The sequence below is a fragment of the Mucilaginibacter sp. JRF genome (genome assembly GCF_015223065.1).
In the GTDB taxonomy this organism is placed as follows: Bacteria; Bacteroidota; Bacteroidia; order Sphingobacteriales; family Sphingobacteriaceae; genus Mucilaginibacter.
The window spans coordinates 1278472-1294596 of record NZ_JADFBY010000001.1; the positions used below are offsets into that span (position 1 = coordinate 1278472).

General features: G+C 42.5%; 19 protein-coding genes. 7 read left to right on the forward strand and 12 right to left on the reverse strand.

Going from position 1 to position 16125, the window contains the following annotated elements:
• The first annotated feature begins 23 nt into the window (after nucleotides 1–23).
• Together IM792_RS05270 and IM792_RS05275 are read left to right on the forward strand one after the other, a co-directional pair.
• Nucleotides 24–521 (forward strand): RNA polymerase sigma factor, encoded by a 498-nt coding sequence (locus tag IM792_RS05270; RefSeq protein ID WP_194100728.1) that lies wholly within the window; start codon nucleotides 24–26, stop codon nucleotides 519–521.
• The gene (locus tag IM792_RS05275) at nucleotides 508–1098 is read left to right on the forward strand and encodes a hypothetical protein (RefSeq protein ID WP_194100729.1); all 591 of its coding nucleotides are present in this window, start codon (nucleotides 508–510) and stop codon (nucleotides 1096–1098) included. The genes IM792_RS05270 and IM792_RS05275 overlap by 14 nt, the downstream gene beginning before the upstream one ends.
• A 160-nt stretch (nucleotides 1099–1258) precedes the next feature.
• Here the strand turns inward: IM792_RS05275 and IM792_RS05280 are convergent, their stop codons facing one another.
• Nucleotides 1259–2269 (reverse strand): GntG family PLP-dependent aldolase, encoded by a 1011-nt coding sequence (locus tag IM792_RS05280; RefSeq protein ID WP_347343798.1) that lies wholly within the window; start codon nucleotides 2267–2269, stop codon nucleotides 1259–1261.
• A 183-nt stretch (nucleotides 2270–2452) separates the two neighbouring features.
• On the opposite strand from IM792_RS05280, the gene IM792_RS05285 reads away from it, so the two are divergent.
• Both IM792_RS05285 and IM792_RS05290 read left to right on the forward strand, forming a co-directional pair.
• On the forward strand, nucleotides 2453–3025 hold the full coding sequence (locus IM792_RS05285; protein ID WP_194100731.1) for a hypothetical protein: 573 nt from the start codon (nucleotides 2453–2455) through the stop codon (nucleotides 3023–3025).
• Nucleotides 3026–3034: 9 nt separating this feature from the next.
• A complete protein-coding gene (locus IM792_RS05290; RefSeq protein WP_194100732.1) occupies nucleotides 3035–3721 on the forward strand; it encodes a hypothetical protein in 687 nt (228 codons plus the stop codon).
• A gap of 15 nt (nucleotides 3722–3736) precedes the next feature.
• On the opposite strand, the gene IM792_RS05295 is transcribed toward IM792_RS05290, so the two are convergent.
• Nucleotides 3737–4354, reverse strand: coding sequence for an HAD-IA family hydrolase (locus tag IM792_RS05295; protein WP_194100733.1), 618 nt, complete (start codon nucleotides 4352–4354; stop codon nucleotides 3737–3739).
• A gap of 273 nt (nucleotides 4355–4627) precedes the next feature.
• Here IM792_RS05295 and IM792_RS05300 point away from each other — a divergent pair, with 273 nt between their 5' ends.
• A complete protein-coding gene (locus IM792_RS05300) occupies nucleotides 4628–5338 on the forward strand; it encodes a Crp/Fnr family transcriptional regulator (protein ID WP_194100734.1) in 711 nt (236 codons plus the stop codon).
• 181 nt (nucleotides 5339–5519) lie between these two features.
• Entirely contained in the window at nucleotides 5520–5900 is a 381-nt protein-coding gene (locus IM792_RS05305; protein WP_194100735.1) for a response regulator, read from the forward strand.
• Between the two features lie 25 nt (nucleotides 5901–5925).
• Here IM792_RS05305 and IM792_RS05310 read toward each other — a convergent pair whose 3' ends face one another.
• From IM792_RS05310 to IM792_RS05320, 3 genes are read right to left on the reverse strand one after another with little or no spacing between them, the layout of a single operon-like run.
• A complete protein-coding gene (locus IM792_RS05310; RefSeq protein ID WP_228084931.1) occupies nucleotides 5926–6969 on the reverse strand; it encodes an adenylate/guanylate cyclase domain-containing protein in 1044 nt (347 codons plus the stop codon).
• Nucleotides 6969–7352, reverse strand: coding sequence for a response regulator (locus IM792_RS05315; protein WP_194100736.1), 384 nt, complete (start codon nucleotides 7350–7352; stop codon nucleotides 6969–6971). Before IM792_RS05315 ends, IM792_RS05310 begins: the two co-directional genes overlap by 1 nt.
• A gap of 13 nt (nucleotides 7353–7365) precedes the next feature.
• On the reverse strand, nucleotides 7366–8685 hold the full coding sequence (locus tag IM792_RS05320) for an ATP-binding protein (RefSeq protein ID WP_194100737.1): 1320 nt from the start codon (nucleotides 8683–8685) through the stop codon (nucleotides 7366–7368).
• Nucleotides 8686–8869: 184 nt separating this feature from the next.
• Between IM792_RS05320 and IM792_RS05325 the strand changes: the two genes are divergently transcribed.
• Nucleotides 8870–9733 (forward strand): YitT family protein, encoded by an 864-nt coding sequence (locus IM792_RS05325; RefSeq protein ID WP_194100738.1) that lies wholly within the window; start codon nucleotides 8870–8872, stop codon nucleotides 9731–9733.
• Here the strand turns inward: IM792_RS05325 and IM792_RS05330 are convergent.
• The 7 genes from IM792_RS05330 to IM792_RS05360 form a co-directional block, all read right to left on the reverse strand.
• The gene (locus IM792_RS05330) at nucleotides 9730–10056 is read right to left on the reverse strand and encodes a hypothetical protein (RefSeq protein WP_194100739.1); all 327 of its coding nucleotides are present in this window, start codon (nucleotides 10054–10056) and stop codon (nucleotides 9730–9732) included. The two genes, IM792_RS05325 and IM792_RS05330, sit on opposite strands and share 4 nt — an antisense overlap.
• Before the next feature lie 50 nt (nucleotides 10057–10106).
• Nucleotides 10107–10802 (reverse strand): sulfite oxidase-like oxidoreductase, encoded by a 696-nt coding sequence (locus IM792_RS05335; RefSeq protein ID WP_194100740.1) that lies wholly within the window; start codon nucleotides 10800–10802, stop codon nucleotides 10107–10109.
• Between the two features lie 12 nt (nucleotides 10803–10814).
• Nucleotides 10815–11402 carry a Crp/Fnr family transcriptional regulator gene (locus IM792_RS05340; protein WP_194100741.1) on the reverse strand — a complete coding sequence of 196 codons (588 nt, stop codon included), beginning with the start codon at nucleotides 11400–11402 and terminating at the stop codon, nucleotides 10815–10817.
• A gap of 47 nt (nucleotides 11403–11449) precedes the next feature.
• Nucleotides 11450–11806, reverse strand: coding sequence for a hypothetical protein (locus IM792_RS05345; RefSeq protein WP_194100742.1), 357 nt, complete (start codon nucleotides 11804–11806; stop codon nucleotides 11450–11452).
• A 71-nt stretch (nucleotides 11807–11877) separates the two neighbouring features.
• Complete coding sequence (locus IM792_RS05350; protein ID WP_194100743.1) at nucleotides 11878–12501, reverse strand: dienelactone hydrolase family protein; 624 nt, start codon at nucleotides 12499–12501, stop codon at nucleotides 11878–11880.
• A gap of 5 nt (nucleotides 12502–12506) precedes the next feature.
• On the reverse strand, nucleotides 12507–13442 hold the full coding sequence (locus tag IM792_RS05355; protein WP_194100744.1) for a ring-cleaving dioxygenase: 936 nt from the start codon (nucleotides 13440–13442) through the stop codon (nucleotides 12507–12509).
• Between the two features lie 186 nt (nucleotides 13443–13628).
• Nucleotides 13629–15992 (reverse strand): ABC transporter permease, encoded by a 2364-nt coding sequence (locus IM792_RS05360; RefSeq protein WP_194100745.1) that lies wholly within the window; start codon nucleotides 15990–15992, stop codon nucleotides 13629–13631.
• Nucleotides 15993–16125 lie beyond the last annotated feature (133 nt).

A 16125-nucleotide genomic window follows, 5' to 3' on the forward strand; every position in this document is an offset into this window, starting at 1 on the left:
CCATAAAACAATTAACTGCAAGCGTGCCCGATAAAGAAGCAGCCTTTAAGCAAATTTTTGAAGCTAACTCAAAAAAAATATTCCACCTGTGTTATGGTTACACCGGGGATGATGATGCGGCGCATGATCTGCTACAGGAAACCTTTTTAAAGGTTTGGCAAAACCTGGACAAGTTTCGTAACCAGGCCATGATATCCACCTGGATATATCGTATTGCGGTTAACACCTGCCTAACTTACCTGCGATCTGAAAAACGCCAGGCTAAGGACGAACTGACACCGCAAATTGCGGAAACCAAACGCGAAGAACTATCTGAGAAGAACGAGCAGGTGGCCCTGCTTTATAAATGTATTTCAAAGCTGGAAGAATCTGAAAGGATTATTATAACTATGGTGCTTGATGAAATGCCCTACCCCGAAATTGCTGAAGTATCGGGAATATCCGAAGGCAATCTGCGGGTAAAAATTCATCGTATTAAACAAAAGTTAACAGAATTATACAACCAGTATGAAAGACTTTGATCATATAATGTCGGTTTGGCAGGATCAGCCAAAACGCGATCAGCTTTCGGTAGACGAGGCGCTGAAGCAGGTGAAACGTGGAGTGGGAAGCCTTAATAATAGGTTGTTACGAGGCATATTCAGTATGCTGATAGGCTCGGTTGCGGTATTGATAGTGATGCTGTTCCTGGTATTTCAATCGTGGGTAACCTATTGCGGTATTGGCATTATTTTATGTACCATGCTGCTTTATATGTTTGTAATGATAAAGGATTACAGACTGGTATCAAAAGAGGATGTCACCATTCATCCCGTTGGATATTTACAGGGATTAAAAGAGTATCAGCACCGCCGGTCAAATCTGTATGGATGGCTATATTATTTATATCTGCTGCTCATTACCATAGGTTTATCATTGTACCTATTTGAGGTACTCGAGCATTCATCACAATTATTCCGCTTTTCGTTTTATGGCTTTACCATTGTATGGTTGTTGTATGTGGCTTTCTATTTAAAAGACCGCATATTTAAAATGGAGCAGGAAAAGCTTAATTTGATCATTGAGCGATTAGAAAGGTTGCAGAATCAGTTTGATTGAATAGCCCTCCTAAATCCTCCCCGAAAGGGAGGACTTCATTTATATCACCCAAAAATCATGTCATTTCGAACGAGGTACGAGGAGAAATCTGTCGCTTGGCAATGAAAGCGTGCAGATTTCTCGCTATCGCTCGAAATGACAGGTATGTATATAAATACTATTACAATCCCTTTAAAACCTTAACCGCATACTCAATACCATCAGCATGTACATCAAGGTGTGTTACAAAGCGGATGCGGTGTTTATCGGTAGTGCCGCATTTAATGCCTTTTTCGGCGAGTTTGGCTACTATCAAGTCAGCGGGCTCAATGGTATCAAATAATACAATGTTGGTTTCAACAGGCATAACATGGGTTACCCAATTGCGTTGGCTAAGCTCATCGGCCAATATACGGGCATGGGCATGATCTACCTTTAATCGATCAACATGATGATCAAGCGCGTAGATACCTGCCGCGGCCAGAAAACCGGCCTGACGCATGCCGCCGCCTAATACTTTGCGTATACGTCGTGCTTTTTTGATAGTTTCTTTGTCGGCTAATAATACCGAGCCAACAGGTGTACCTAAACCTTTGGATAGGCATACTGATATACCATCGAAATATTTACCATAATCAACAGCGCTATCGCCTGTATGAGCAAGGGCGTTGAATATGCGAGCGCCATCAAGATGTAACTTGAGGTTATTCTCACGGCAAAGCTGGGCTATGGGTTTTATTTGTTCGAGCGTGTAGCAACTGCCCCCGCCCTTGTTCACCGTATTTTCGAGTACTACCAGGCTGGTATTGGGGTAATGTATGTTTTCGGCATTAATTTCAGGCTCTATCATTTCGGCAGTAAGTATGCCTCTGTAGCCATTGAGTAACCTGGTTGACACTGCCGAATTAAAAGCGATACCCCCGCCCTCATACCAGTAAACATGCGCGGTTTGGTCGGCTATTAGTTCATCCATAGGTTGGGTAAAACATTTTATGGCGATCTGGTTGGTCATGGTGCCCGACGGGCAGAACAAACCCGCCTCCATACCGAACAAGGCCGCGGCCTTTTCTTCGAGCGCGTTAACGGTTTCATCCTCACCAAAAACATCATCGCCAACTTTGGCATTCATCATGGCCTCAAGCATGGCCGGTGTGGGTTTGGTTATGGTATCGCTGCGGAAGTCGACCGTTATTTGCATGTTGGTTATTTTGTAGTAAATTAGCTTACAAAGCTAAGCCCTTATGCGCAAAAAAATATCATCAAATTGCACGGCTTGCAACATCCTGTTAAACCATTGTGCAAACGTTCAGTCAATCAACACAAAACACCTTAACTTATGCAATTATTTAACAGAATATGCTTATCACTTATATTAGTGATAACCACACTTAGCGCCAGCGCGCAGTGGAAAAAAGGCAGCTATTACGACTTGAACGGCAATAAAAACACCGGACTAATAAAGCGCGACGAGCAGCACATTTTATACAAACCCACCAAAAAAGATAAAGAAATAAAACTTACAGCTGCCGAAATGAGTGGATTTACTGTTGAGAAGGACAGCTTCAGGGTATCGCACGCGCCGGTATTTAACCAGGCGGTGATTGTTCAGGTGATAACCAATGGGCCAACTAAAATATATGTATCGCGGCCGTTGGTAAAAAAATTCAGCAAAGGCTCCATGGTCGGTGGTATACTTGGCGGCGAAACCGGTGCCGAGATTGGCGGACATGCCGGTGCTTTAAAAAGCTATAATGGTTATTATTACGGACAAGATGAAAACTCGCTGTCTGCCATTACCATGCAAAACTTTGTGGATATCACCAGCACCATTATGGCCGATAAACCCAAGGTTACCGCTAAAATAAAAGACAAAACATTCCGTTATGGCGATATGGACGAACTGGTGATACTTTATAACACCGGTGTTGAACCATCGCTGATAGATTAAATTTTTATAATGAAAAATTGCTGCTTAGCATTACTACTTATTATTGGCACTACATTAACCGCCTCAGCACAAAAATGGCAGGCGGGCAGTTTTACCGATTCCAAAGGCATCAGGCAAACAGGTTTTATCAACCCTAACCCAAAAGGCAAAAGTCCGGTAAAAGAGGAAGCTTTTATAGAATACAAGCTCGACGATAAAATGAATCCTATCAAACTCAGCGCCGGCGAACTACGATCATTTACCATTGGGCGCGATAGCTTTGTGGTTGCCCATGCCCCCGGCAATACCATGTGGGCAGGCAAAGAGTTTGATTTTGTAAGAGTAGTGCTTAACGAGGAAATAAAACTTTATACCGGCAAAGGAGCAGGTAAATCAGGAGGCTTTGGTATCAGACCGGGCCTGTCAGGTGGATTCGGTATGGATAGCGGCGGATACGGTGGTGTTGGTGGCGGCGTAGGTATATCGCTCGGCGGTAACGGCAATGGCGACAGACAAAAGATCGCCTATTACTTTGGCGCCAATACAGCCGAAATGATGATGCTCACCCCTATCAATTTTAACGATATTATGAGCGATATTATGGGCGATGAACCCGAGGTCGTTAACCTTATTCAGCAAAACAAGTTCAACCTCAATAATATTGATAAGCTGATAGAATACTTTAACAAGGTAAAAACATCCCACCAGCAACAATAATTCAATACAGCTAAGTTACAATTTATCGATACGTACCCATTGCATTCCGGCGGCTTCGGCGGCTTGGGTACCGGCTAAGCCATCTTCAAACACCAGGCAATCGGCAGGGTTAACACCTAATTGCTCGGCAGCGGCCAAAAAAGGATCAGGGTATGGTTTGCCATGTTCGGTTTCACCGGCGCATACTAATACTTCTACCAAATCTAATATACCTAATATACCCAGCGTGCGCTCAACCGCCTTACGCCCGCTGCCTGATACCACGGCTATGCGCACCTTACCAACATGCGCCTTTAAATGATCGACCACATAGGTAATAGGTTGTGTACTTTCAATATATTCATCATAAAACACCTGGTAACGCTTCTCGCCAAAAGCGATCGGGTCAAATGTGCTGTTGTAGCGTTTGTTTATTTCTTCAACCACGTTAATTACCGGCCAACCCGCCAGTTCATCAACAATAGCGCCGTCAATAACCAAACCGCCATCGGCAGCCACCTTTACATATGCTGCTTTGTGTGCAGGCATGTTATCGGCAAGGGTGCCATCGCAATCATATAAAAAAGCTTTGTAGGGTGCTGATATCTCTGTTAATTTTTCGAGTTTTTGTTGGTGCGATGCATCATTTATCATATGCAAATATTGCCAAAAAATAAATGCAAGCAGTTATCATAGTGTAATAAATACATTAAGCTAGTAATTTAACGGCGACGGTTTTTACATTCATCTACAATAATTCACATAAACCAAACGCTTAATCATCAAAAAATAATTATTTATTAGAAGCTTTTAGCTGATTAGTTTTTATATTTTTAAAAAACTTGTCACTATAAATTAAATATTTAAACAATTTTCGGATATTTATTTAAAATTAAGCAATTTTGCGAGTGACATACCCCCACACTAATGGTCAAAAAGAACTTAATAACCAATGATTGCACGTGTTTTTTATGCAAGCACGCTCTAAAAGAGTGGCATGCGGCAATTTTAGCGCATAAAAAAAACTTTAAAGTTAAAAAAGGAGAAAAAATATTTAAAGAGGGCGATCCTGTTAACGGAGTTTACTTTGTTTATTCAGGAACTGTTAAAGTTTATAAAAAATGGGATGCAGAGAAGGAATTAATTATACGCTTTGCTAATGATGGTGCAATTTTAGGCCATCGCGGCATTGGCAATGAAGCCGTTTACCCGGTTTCGGCCTCAGCGCTTGAGGCTGGTGTGGTATGTTTTATTGATATGGAGTTTTTTGAGGCAAGTTTAAAGGTTAACCCTGAATTTGCTTATCAATTACTGATGTTTTTTGCCGATGAGTTACGCGAGTCTGAAAAAAAGATGCGCAACCTGGCACACATGCCGGTTAAGGGCCGCGTTGCCGAAGCCTTGATACTGCTCAATAAACAATTTGGAACTTCCCCAGAAGGATATATTAATATCGACCTAAGCCGACAGGATCTTGCCTCATATGCCGGGGCTACGTACGAAACCGTTTTCCGCGTGATAAATGAGCTGGTGGCCGAAAAGCTTATCACGCTCTCGGGCAAAAGCATAGCCATAGCCAATTACGACGGACTGCTTCAGTTAACGCAGCAGGAAGCATCGGTACCCGTACTTGTATAAAACAACAAAGGCCCCTGCACGGGCCTTTGTTGTTTTTATACCTATTAATATCAACTTTACATGCCAATGCACAGCATGTTAAGCCCAAATAAAATCTCCGTTATTTTTATACCGAAAGTTATCACTAAGGAAACAAATACTGATAATTGCACGTTATTACAGTACCGATCATACAACTGAAATGATAACGAATATACTGATCATTGACGACCAGCCGGAGATGCTGGAATTGATGACTGACGTGCTTACCCCTGAAGGGTTTACTGTTACAGCATTGCTGTATACCGACGATATTACACAAACCATTAGCCTTTACCAGCCGGATATTGTATTGCTTGACCACTTGCTTGCAGGGGTGAATGGCGGTGAGCTTTGCCGTGAAATTAAAGCCAATGAGCTAACAACATCGCTACCGGTAGTATTACTATCAGGCTACCCGCGTTTACTGGAAGCTTTTGGTGATTATGGATGCGATGCCTTCATCCCGAAACCATTTGAACTTGATGAACTTATTAGCACCATAAAGCGTTGCCTTGGCGAAAGCCATTACGAACACGCTTAAAATATATAAGCCGTATATGAAGTGCTTACTCAAGCACCTCGTATATGGTTACAAGCTTAGCCTTATTTTTAAGCACTACCTCTCCTATTTTTTCGCAACTGAATGATTCCTTCGCTTTTTCGTAGGTAGCTTCGTTGATGAGTATTTGTCCCTCTTTGGATATTGATTGCAGGCGTTGCGCAACATTAACAATATCACCTATTACGGTATAATCCAACCGTTTAAGCGATGCTGAACCTATATTGCCTGATACTACTTCGCCCGAATTGATACCTACCGATACACCCGGTTTATATTTACGTTCGCCGGCAGGAATTTCGTCCATCTTCTGCAACTGATCGCGAACGGCCAGCCCGGCATCAATGGCCCTATCTAAATGGTAATCACCTCTAAAAACAGCCATTACGGCATCGCCCATAAATTTATCTACGTGGCCGCCCTGCGTTATAATTTCCTGCACTATTTTATCAAACAAGCTGTTTAACAGGTTCACTACGGTATTTGGCGGCACCTGTTCGGTAAGGGATGTAAAACCGCATACATCAATAAACATTACGGTAGCCTCAATCTGCTCGTTGGTCAGCAAGCTATTCTCGAATTCCTTGTGCGTCATAAAATTGAGCACATTTTCATCAACATACATTTTAAGTATGTTATTCTCCTTAATAGCCTTCATTGTTTCCTGCAACTGCCGGACATGCTCAATAGTTTTTTGCATGGTAACGTCCAGGTCATCAAAATCAACAGGCTTCACCACAAAATCAAATGCGCCACGGTTCATGGCGGTACGTATGTTCTGCATATCGCCATAAGCTGAAACTACTACCGCTTTTAATGTAGGGTTAGCTTCGGGCAAATGGGTAAGCAGGGTTAGCCCATCCATTACGGGCATATTTATATCACTGAGTATAATATCAAGATCAGGATGTTCCTTTACTTTCTCAAGCGCCTCGGCGCCATTTTGGGCAAAAATAAATTCGTATACATTCTCCCTTATCTTGCGGCGAAACTTTTGTTTCACCAGCAATTCTAAATCCGCTTCATCATCAACTACCAGTATCTTGGCCATCAGTCAGTAAGGTTTTTAAGTTTTTGTTTAAGCAGATCAAAATCAAGCGGCTTGGTCAAAAAATCATTCGCGCCTTTTTCCATAGCCTGTTTGTAGTTCTCCTCGTCGCCATAGGCGGTAACCATCATTACTACAGGTGGCGGTGGCGGATCGCCAAAATCTTCGCGTATGTGGCCTAAAAGCTCAATTCCGCTCATGCCGGGCATATTAATGTCCGACAGGATAAGCACTACTTCCGAATGTTTATCTTCCAGATATTTCAGAGCATCCTCGCCCGACAGGGCAAAATCAAATTCAACTTCCTGATTACGAATTTCTTTACGGAAGCGCTGTAAAAAAAGCGGTTGTACATCCGCCTCATCATCAACAACCAGTATTTTCATAGAGGTTATAAAGTTAATTATTTTTAACCGTTAGCGGAATGCTGATCATAAACTCGGTGTATTCGCCCTCCTTAGTTTGCACATCAATTTTGCCGTTATGGCCTTTTACAATGATGTCATAACTTAATGAAAGCCCTAAACCCGTACCCTCACCTGTAGGCTTGGTAGTAAAAAAGGGTTGCATTATTTTGTCCTTAATATGTTCGGGAATGCCGGTACCATTATCGCGCACAAAAACTTCTATCATGCCCTGTTTCGAGATAGTTGCCACCTCTACTACCGGACGATATTTAGGGTCGCCTTGTTTTTGCTTTTGCTGTGTGGCATAAAACGCGTTGGTAAACAAGTTCAATAACACGCGACCAACATCCTGCGGCACCACATCTACAGTTGGCAGATTTTCGCTGAAACGGGTGATCAATTCGGCGTTGAATGATTTATCCTTGGCACGCAAACCGTGGTAGGCGAGCCTCAAATATTCATCGGCCAGTTTATTAATATCGGTAGCCTCTTTAATATTATTGCTTTGGCGACTATGCTGCAACATGCCCTTCACAATACCATCGGCACGTTTACCGTGGTGGCGTATTTTTTCGAGGTTTTGTTTGATATCGGCAGCTATGGCAAGCGCTTCTTCCTTATCGCCTTTCTCAAGCTCCTCCTCCATCTCATCTATCAACTCGGCACTTACTTCCGAAAAGTTATTCACGAAATTTAATGGGTTCTGTATCTCGTGCGCTATACCCGCGGTTAGCTCACCCAATGATGCCATCTTTTCGGACTGGATCAACTGCGTTTGGGTTGTTTTTAACTCCTTTACCAGATCCTGCAATTCATTACGCTGTTTGGTAAGTTCGGCGGTACGTTCGCTAACGAGGGCTTCCAGCTCATCCTTTTTTACCGACATGATGCGCATTTCCTGCTGCTGCTTTTTGGTACTTGCCCAGCGGGCGAAGATCCATATAAAGCCAAGCAATACCGCTATCTGGAATATATCATCGTGTTCGCCATAAAACTTAGGCGCTATCAAATCAACAATAGCATCAATAAAACCAACAATAACTAATGGTATATGTGTATTAACAAAGCTGCGTACAGGCTTAAAATCAGCCTCATTTAACGCGAAGTAAACAATGCCACCTAATATCAATGGCCCAATAAATGGGATAATACTATCGGGCAATAGTTTTTCGAATACAAAAAAGGCTATGATCACGCCAAAGCTGCTCCAGCGCAATAAAGTATTCCATTTTTCAAAAAGCTCGGTAAATTTTACCGAAGTACGCAAACGGATAAGTAGCAGAAAGGCACCCAGATATACAAAAAAATACATATTGAAATAAAGCAGGCCGGTTAATATTAATGCTGGCAACCAAATATAACATTTCCGTTTATTAAACTATCACAGCCTATAAATAGAAACATTTGAATATATTAGCCATGAATTTGAAGTATTGCTATTGAACATTTGTTTTGATTGCATTTAAACACAGATTACAAAGTACACGTTTACAAACATGAAGAACCTACCACGTTGGTTTATTGATACAGCTTATACAGTTTTAGGTATACTTTTTTGCGGTTTCGCGCTCAAAAGCTTTATGATACCCAATAAGTTTTTTGATGGCGGCGTAACCGGTATGGCCCTGCTTATTCATGAGCTTTATCACCTTAACATTGCTTATGTAATTGTGGTGGCAAACATTCCTTTTATAATTATGGGTATGTACCAGGTAAACCGTGCCTTCGCTTTCAGAACGGTGGCCGCTATACTTGGCCTGGGGCTATGTTTGCTGTACGTACCGTACGAGCCTATAACATCTGATAAATTATTGGTTTCAATATTCGGTGGTGTGTTTATGGGTATCGGTGTAGGCCTGGCTATTCGCGGCGGTTGTGCATTGGATGGTATTGAGGTACTGGCATTGTATACCGGAAAGCGCATCAGCTTTACCATCAGCGAGATAATTCTGGGTATTAACATCATCATCTTCCTGATAGCGGCTATTGAGGTAACGCTACCAACTGCCTTGTATTCAATACTTACTTATTATACAGCATCGCGCACTATCAATTTTGTGATAGAGGGCTTGGAGGAATACACCGGTGTAACCATAATATCATCAGAGAGCGAAGAAGTAAAACGCCGCCTGGTGATGGAGCTTGGTCGTGGTATAACCATTTACAAAGGCGAACGCGGCTTTTTAAAGGAAAGCTTTGAGGTTAGCCATCCGGCTGATATTGTTTATACCGTAGTTACCCGCCTTGAAGTTAGGCGACTGCGTAACATGATACATGACATTGACCCCAAAGCATTCGTGTTCACCAGCACCATTAAAGAGGCTGCCGGTGGTGTATTAAAACGCCGCGCAAGGCACTAAGAATGTTTAATGATAAAGCCGACCAGCTGCTGCTGTTCGTGCTCGCTTAACAAGTCGCCTTCAAATATCCAGCTACCATCAGCAAAAATTATCTTACCCAAAAAATCGGGGTTATTATTATCTGATATATGGATGTTGCTCTCCGTGGTTTCCAGTGGCTCAGTAAATAAAAGGCTGTCGTTGTCATACGAGTTTTTGAGCAGGCGATATACCCGGGTATCGGCAAGTTCGCCGTCGTTATCTCGTTTAAGTACAGGCTCAATAATCAGTTTTCTTTCCGATCCATCTTCGGTATAAGTGTTAAAAGTAGCAGGATTGATCATAAGGTGGTGTTTTTCATGCTCAACACCAATTTTTAAAATCTGTTTTACACTTAATCACTATAACGATCATTGCGCCAGGGATATGCGGTGTTCGAGTAGCCCCGCTCCTCCCAAAACCCCAGCTTATCGGCCGAAAGAAATTCTATGCGTTTTATCCATTTCGCCCCTTTCCAGGCATATAACTGCGGGGTGATCATGCGCACCGGGCCGCCATGCTCATGTGGTAAGGGTTGCCCCTCATAGGTATGTACCAGCAACACATCAGGCTTAAGCGCTTCCTCTAAAGATAGGTTGGTGGTATAAGTATCGTAACCATAGCACATAATATGGGTGGCGGTTTCCTTTGGGTGCACCAATGCCGCCAGATCAAGCAGACTTACCCCTTTCCAGTGCATATCAAGTTTTGACCATGTGGTTACGCAATGAAAATCAGAAGTGTCTTTAGTTTGAGGCAGATCCATAAACTGTTTCCATGTTAGGCGTACCGGGTTTTCTACCTCGCCATCAATGGTAAGCCGCCATCGGTCTAATGATACATTGGGCTGATAACCCAGATCAAGCACCGGCCATTTGTAGGTTTTTGTTTGCCCTATCGGGATAACAGGCATACCATGCCTGTTGGGTTCGCCTGAGCCTTTGGGTTGATCATCAGCAACTGATGGTGTGTTGCGCATTTGCTCCTCAAAACGTGCCTTGAGTTTCATGCGGGCTTCAATGATACGATTAAGCTTATCCTGATCTTCCATAGCGGTGATGATTTACTTTTCTGCCCGCAAAAGCTTTGCCATCATGCGGCTAAAAAACTCCGGCGTAACGCCAATATAGGCGGCAATATCTTTTTTAGGCAGTTGATGTATCAATGTTGGGTATCGGCGGCAAAAATTATTGTAACGCTCCTCGGCAGATAAGCTTAAGTTATCCATCAGCCGTTGCTGATAGGCTACCAATGAGTTCTCCGTAATTATTCTGAAAAAACGCTCGAATTTCGGTACTTCATGATACAGCAACTCTTGCTTTACTTTTGAGAGTAACAATATTTCGGTTGGTTCAATAGCATCAATATTCAGCGTGCCGGGTTTTTGGCTAAGCAAGCTATACATATCGGCTATCCACCAGCCTGATGGGGCAAAATTCATTACATGCTCCAATCCGTGTTCATCAACCGTATAGCCACGGAGGCAACCACTGTTCACAAAAGCCGAATATTTACAAACCTCACGCTCCTTTAAAAGAAACTGCTTGCGGCTCAACTCTTTTGGATGCAACAGACTTATAAAATATTCCTTTTCCTCCTCAGTAAGGCCAATGTATTTGCCTATGCTTTTCAGTATCAGATCGGTTGACATAGATAGTAATTGCGATAAAGGCGCAATATACCACTTAACCGCTTCAATCAATCAAAAGTAATGAACAGCGAGCTGCGAACCTGCTCTTTCAAATTACGGCTGCGGTGCCCTTTGCCATCAGTATCTTCCATCAACAATACCTCCCCGGCCGCGAACTGCCGCCTTTCTCCCGTTGATGTTTCTATCTCCACGCCGCCATCAAGCAGTATTACGAACTGCCTGTGTGGCGCAGTATGGAAATCATCATAAGTGGGCAACACCTTGCGAAATATTAAGTCCTTCACACTGAATTTCTCCGAAAGATAGCCTATCGGCCCGCCATTATGTAATGGATAATAAATCTCATCAAAACAGCTATCGCCATTTTCATCAGCATAAACCCGGGTTACTTTAAATGCTTCCATAGTGTTAACGTTTATCGTATTTACGAAACTGCCTTGAGGTGTAAAAAGCCAGCAGCCTGTCGCGTAATTTTTTAATGAAACACATATTTATTAGCCAAATCAATTTCCTCCTGAATGATGGTATGCGGACGACCGTTGAATACAGTTACATTGACATCAGCATTCAGCTTTTTAAGCAGTTCAACACTCTCCTCAACCCTGGTTAAGGGCACATGCGGATCGGGATTACCGGTGGTGATCAATACCGGTGTACCGTTAAAATTGCCATTGTATTTGGTAACATCCAACTGCTGGCCTATCAATCCGCCGGTAAAAACTACCGCGCCACCATAGCGTTGGGCATTGCGGCTGATGTACTCCAGCGTTAAACATGCACCTTGCGAGAAACCGAGGAAGTATATTTTTTCTGCGGAGATGCCTTTGCTGATGATCTCATCAACCAGTTCACCGATAACCTCAATGGCCGAGTTAAGCGCAGGTTGATTTTGATCATCGGCAGCCATAAAACTATATGGGTACCAGCTATGGTTGCTTGCCTGTGGCGCGAATATGGCCAGATCGGTCGCATTCAATTCACCGGCCAAACTAATGATATTCTCGGCCGAACCGCCCCGCCCATGTATCATGATCAGGGCACCGCCGGCTTCGGCAATTGGTTTTCCGGCGGTGATGTATTGTTTATTATGTGTGTACATTGTTGTTAAACTAATTTTGGTAAAGTAGTTTCTAAGCTTGCGCGATATTGCTCGTATTGTGCAGGCAGTTTCAAATGCTGACCTAATTCTTCAACCGGTTCATCAACCGCGAAGCCCGGGTTATCAGTAGCTATCTCAAACAATACCCCTCCTGGTTCGCGGAAATATAGTGAGTAGAAATAGTTACGATCGATCTTCTCGGTAATATGTAAACCAAGCGCGGCTATTTTATCGCGATATTGCATTAACACTTCCTCGTTCTTAACACGGAACGCTACGTGGTGCACTGAACCGCCCGCAACATGCCCGGCAACCTCTCCCGGTACTTCAACCAGGTCAACTATGTTGGCATTATCAACCGCGTCGGTTACAAAACGGTAACGGTTAACATGCTGCTCCAATAATTTATAACCGAACACGCCGGTCAAAATATCGGCAGTTGGCTGCATTTTGTTCGTAGTAATGGTTATGTTATGAAAACCTTTGGTAGCGTTTTCAGCCTTGATCTCATCAGTTTCCCAAGGCAAGCGGTTATCGGCTGATTTTGATACGATCAGTTCCAGCTTCAATCCATCCGGATCAAGAAATGTAAGGTATTGCTCGCCAAATTTTTCGGCCACTTTGTTGTAGATCACATTATGATCTTCAAAGCGTTTTTGCCAAAAATCTAAACTGCCTTCGGGTACTGAATAACCGATCTCGGTAGCTTGACGTGCTCCGCGTCTGCCGGTCATTATATTTTCCCACGGGAAGAAGGTAAGGATGGTACCCGGTGTACCTTCTTTATCGCCATAATATAAATGGTATGTTTCAGGATCATCAAAATTCACGGTTTTTTTAACCATGCGTAAGCCTAAAGTTTTGGTATAAAAATCGTGATTGCGTTTGGCATTGCCTGCTATTGCAGTGATGTGGTGTATGCCGTTAATTGTACTTTCCATAGTGTTTAAAATTTAGTTTTTGTTTTGGGTTATTGTTTTAACACTACAAATGTACCCCGCATTTTAGACCGCCGACTTGACATAGGACAAGAAAGCATTTTTACGATATTTTTTTTCTGAAAGCAAAAAAGCGATGGGGTTTTACGCCATCGCTTTAGCTTGTATATATAGATCAAATGAGTTTTGTTAATCGTTTCTCAAACTTTTAACCGGATTGGCATAAGCCGCTTTTATAGATTGATAACTGACGGTTACAAGCGCTATGAACAATGCACAGATACCCGCTATTGCGAACACCCACCAGCTAATGGTTACGCGATAAGCATAATTTTCGAGCCATTGATGCATCATCCACCAGGCTACCGGGAATGCTACCAATAATGATGAGCCTACCAGTTTTACAAAATCGGCAGATAGCATGGTTACTATACCCTGCGCGCTTGCGCCTAATACACGCCTTACCCCTATCTCTTTAACCCGTTTTTGAATAGCAAACGTAGCCAGACCAAACAAGCCGAGGCATGATATGATAATGGACATAATGGAGAATATATTGAAAAGCATGCCCGTACGCTGCTCGGCAACATACAAGTTAGCAATATCCTGATCAACAAAGCCATAATTGTATGGGTAGTTGGGGTATAGACTATGAAATACATCCTTCAATCTATCTATCACTTGCTGATAATTGTTACCACTGGTGCGGATAACCACAAATCCTGCACGGTTATTACGCCTGATGATCAACGGCTCGATAGCCTGTTGTACCGGTTTAAAATTAAAATCCTGCACTACGCCAATTATGGTACCTTGATGGCCATTGGTTGATATTTTTTGGCCGATGGCCGATGCCGGTTTCATACCCATAATTTTCAGCGCGGTTTGATTCACCAGATACGTGCTATCGTCAGCAATTGAATTAGCATTAAACATTCGGCCGGCTATCAGTTTCATACCAAAGGTTTTCAAAAACCCGGCATCAGCACCAATATGCGGAAAAACGGTTTGCATATCAGGGTCTTTGCCACTCCATATAACATCTGTAGTACCGGTGGTAAGGTAAGTTGGCAGGTGATCAAGTATGGTGTAATCAGTAATATCATTATTAAGATACAATGCTTGTTTTAAAGCATCGTAATTCGCTTTTTGATAACCTACCTGCGGAACTTGTACATATAACAGGTTTTGCTTATTAAAGCCAATATCTCTTTTCCTGATAAAATCGAGCTGGTTGTTCACTACCAATGTACTGATGATAAGCACCACCGATACAGCAAACTGGAAGATCACCAAACCACTACGCAAGTATGAAAGTTCGCCTTTGGGAGCTTTTATGCCTTTTAACGCTTTTACCGGGTTGAATGACGACATAAATATCGCAGGATAACTGCCGGAGATCAATCCCACAATAACGGCTATGGCTAATAATTGCGATAATAACTTAATGTTTAACAGATCGATACTGATATTTTTTGATGCAAGCTCATTAAACAAGGGCAATAAGAACCAGGCCAGCAACACCCCGATCACTAATGCTAACAGGGCCATCAACAATGATTCGCCCATGAGCTGAGCGATCAGATCGATACGGCGTGCGCCGATGGTTTTCCTCAAGCTCACCTCTTTAGCGCGGGTGCTACCCAATGCGGTAGATAGGTTCATAAAATTGACACAGGCTATGATCAATATAAATATGGCTGCTACGCTGAAAATCTTAACATTTTGAATGTTACCTTGTCCCTCAACATCAAGTTGTAAACCGGAAGTAAGATGAATATCACTTAATGTTTGCAGGCTGAAACGGCTTTGGGTATTAGTATTATCGTTCTTTTGATGGATTATGTCGATTTGTTTTTCGATCGAAGCTAATGAAGATTGCGTCGCATCAAAATGCTTATCCAGTTGAACATAACTATATGCCGAAAAGTTGCCCCAATCACCACCGTTAGAGATGTTGTAATAACTGATTGGCAACAACATATCAAATTGCAAATGCGAGTTATGTGGCAGGTTTTTAAGGACGCCGCTTACCACATAATCGCTGTTATAACCATTTTCAACTTTCAGAATTTTACCTACAGCGTTATCAGTACCAAAGTATTTACTGGCTGTGGCAGCTGTAATTACAACATTGTTGGGTTGCGATAAAACATCGCCACTTCCTTGTACCAATTGATAACCGAAAAACTGCAAAAAGTTAGCATCGGCATACAGAATGCTCTTTTCATCGAATTTTTTATCGGCAACATTAACCGTAGCTGATAAAAGCACAACACGGGTTATATTTTTAACGGCAGGAATTTGCTGTTTCAGGGCATCAACAACAGGTGGAGGTGTTACCGCGGCTACCGAGCCTGATACATTTGAAGTTAGCCGGTATATTTCAGAAGCATTCGGGGTGAATTTATCGTAGCTCTTTTCATCCTGCACCCATAGCATGATCAGGATGCTGCAAGCCATGCCTGTAGATAGGCCGAAAAGGTTAAGAAACGTGAATAATTTAAACCTTTTAAGGCTGCGAAAGGCGGTGATAAAGTAATTCTTGAGCATAGTTTTACATCCAGTTAAAACTAATATTACTAAACTAATGCCAAATTGTAATCACCTTGATATAAGCATCATAACCAAACAAAGTGTTCGGTTATGATGCAATTGATGTTCGATTGCGGATAGTGTTTACAAG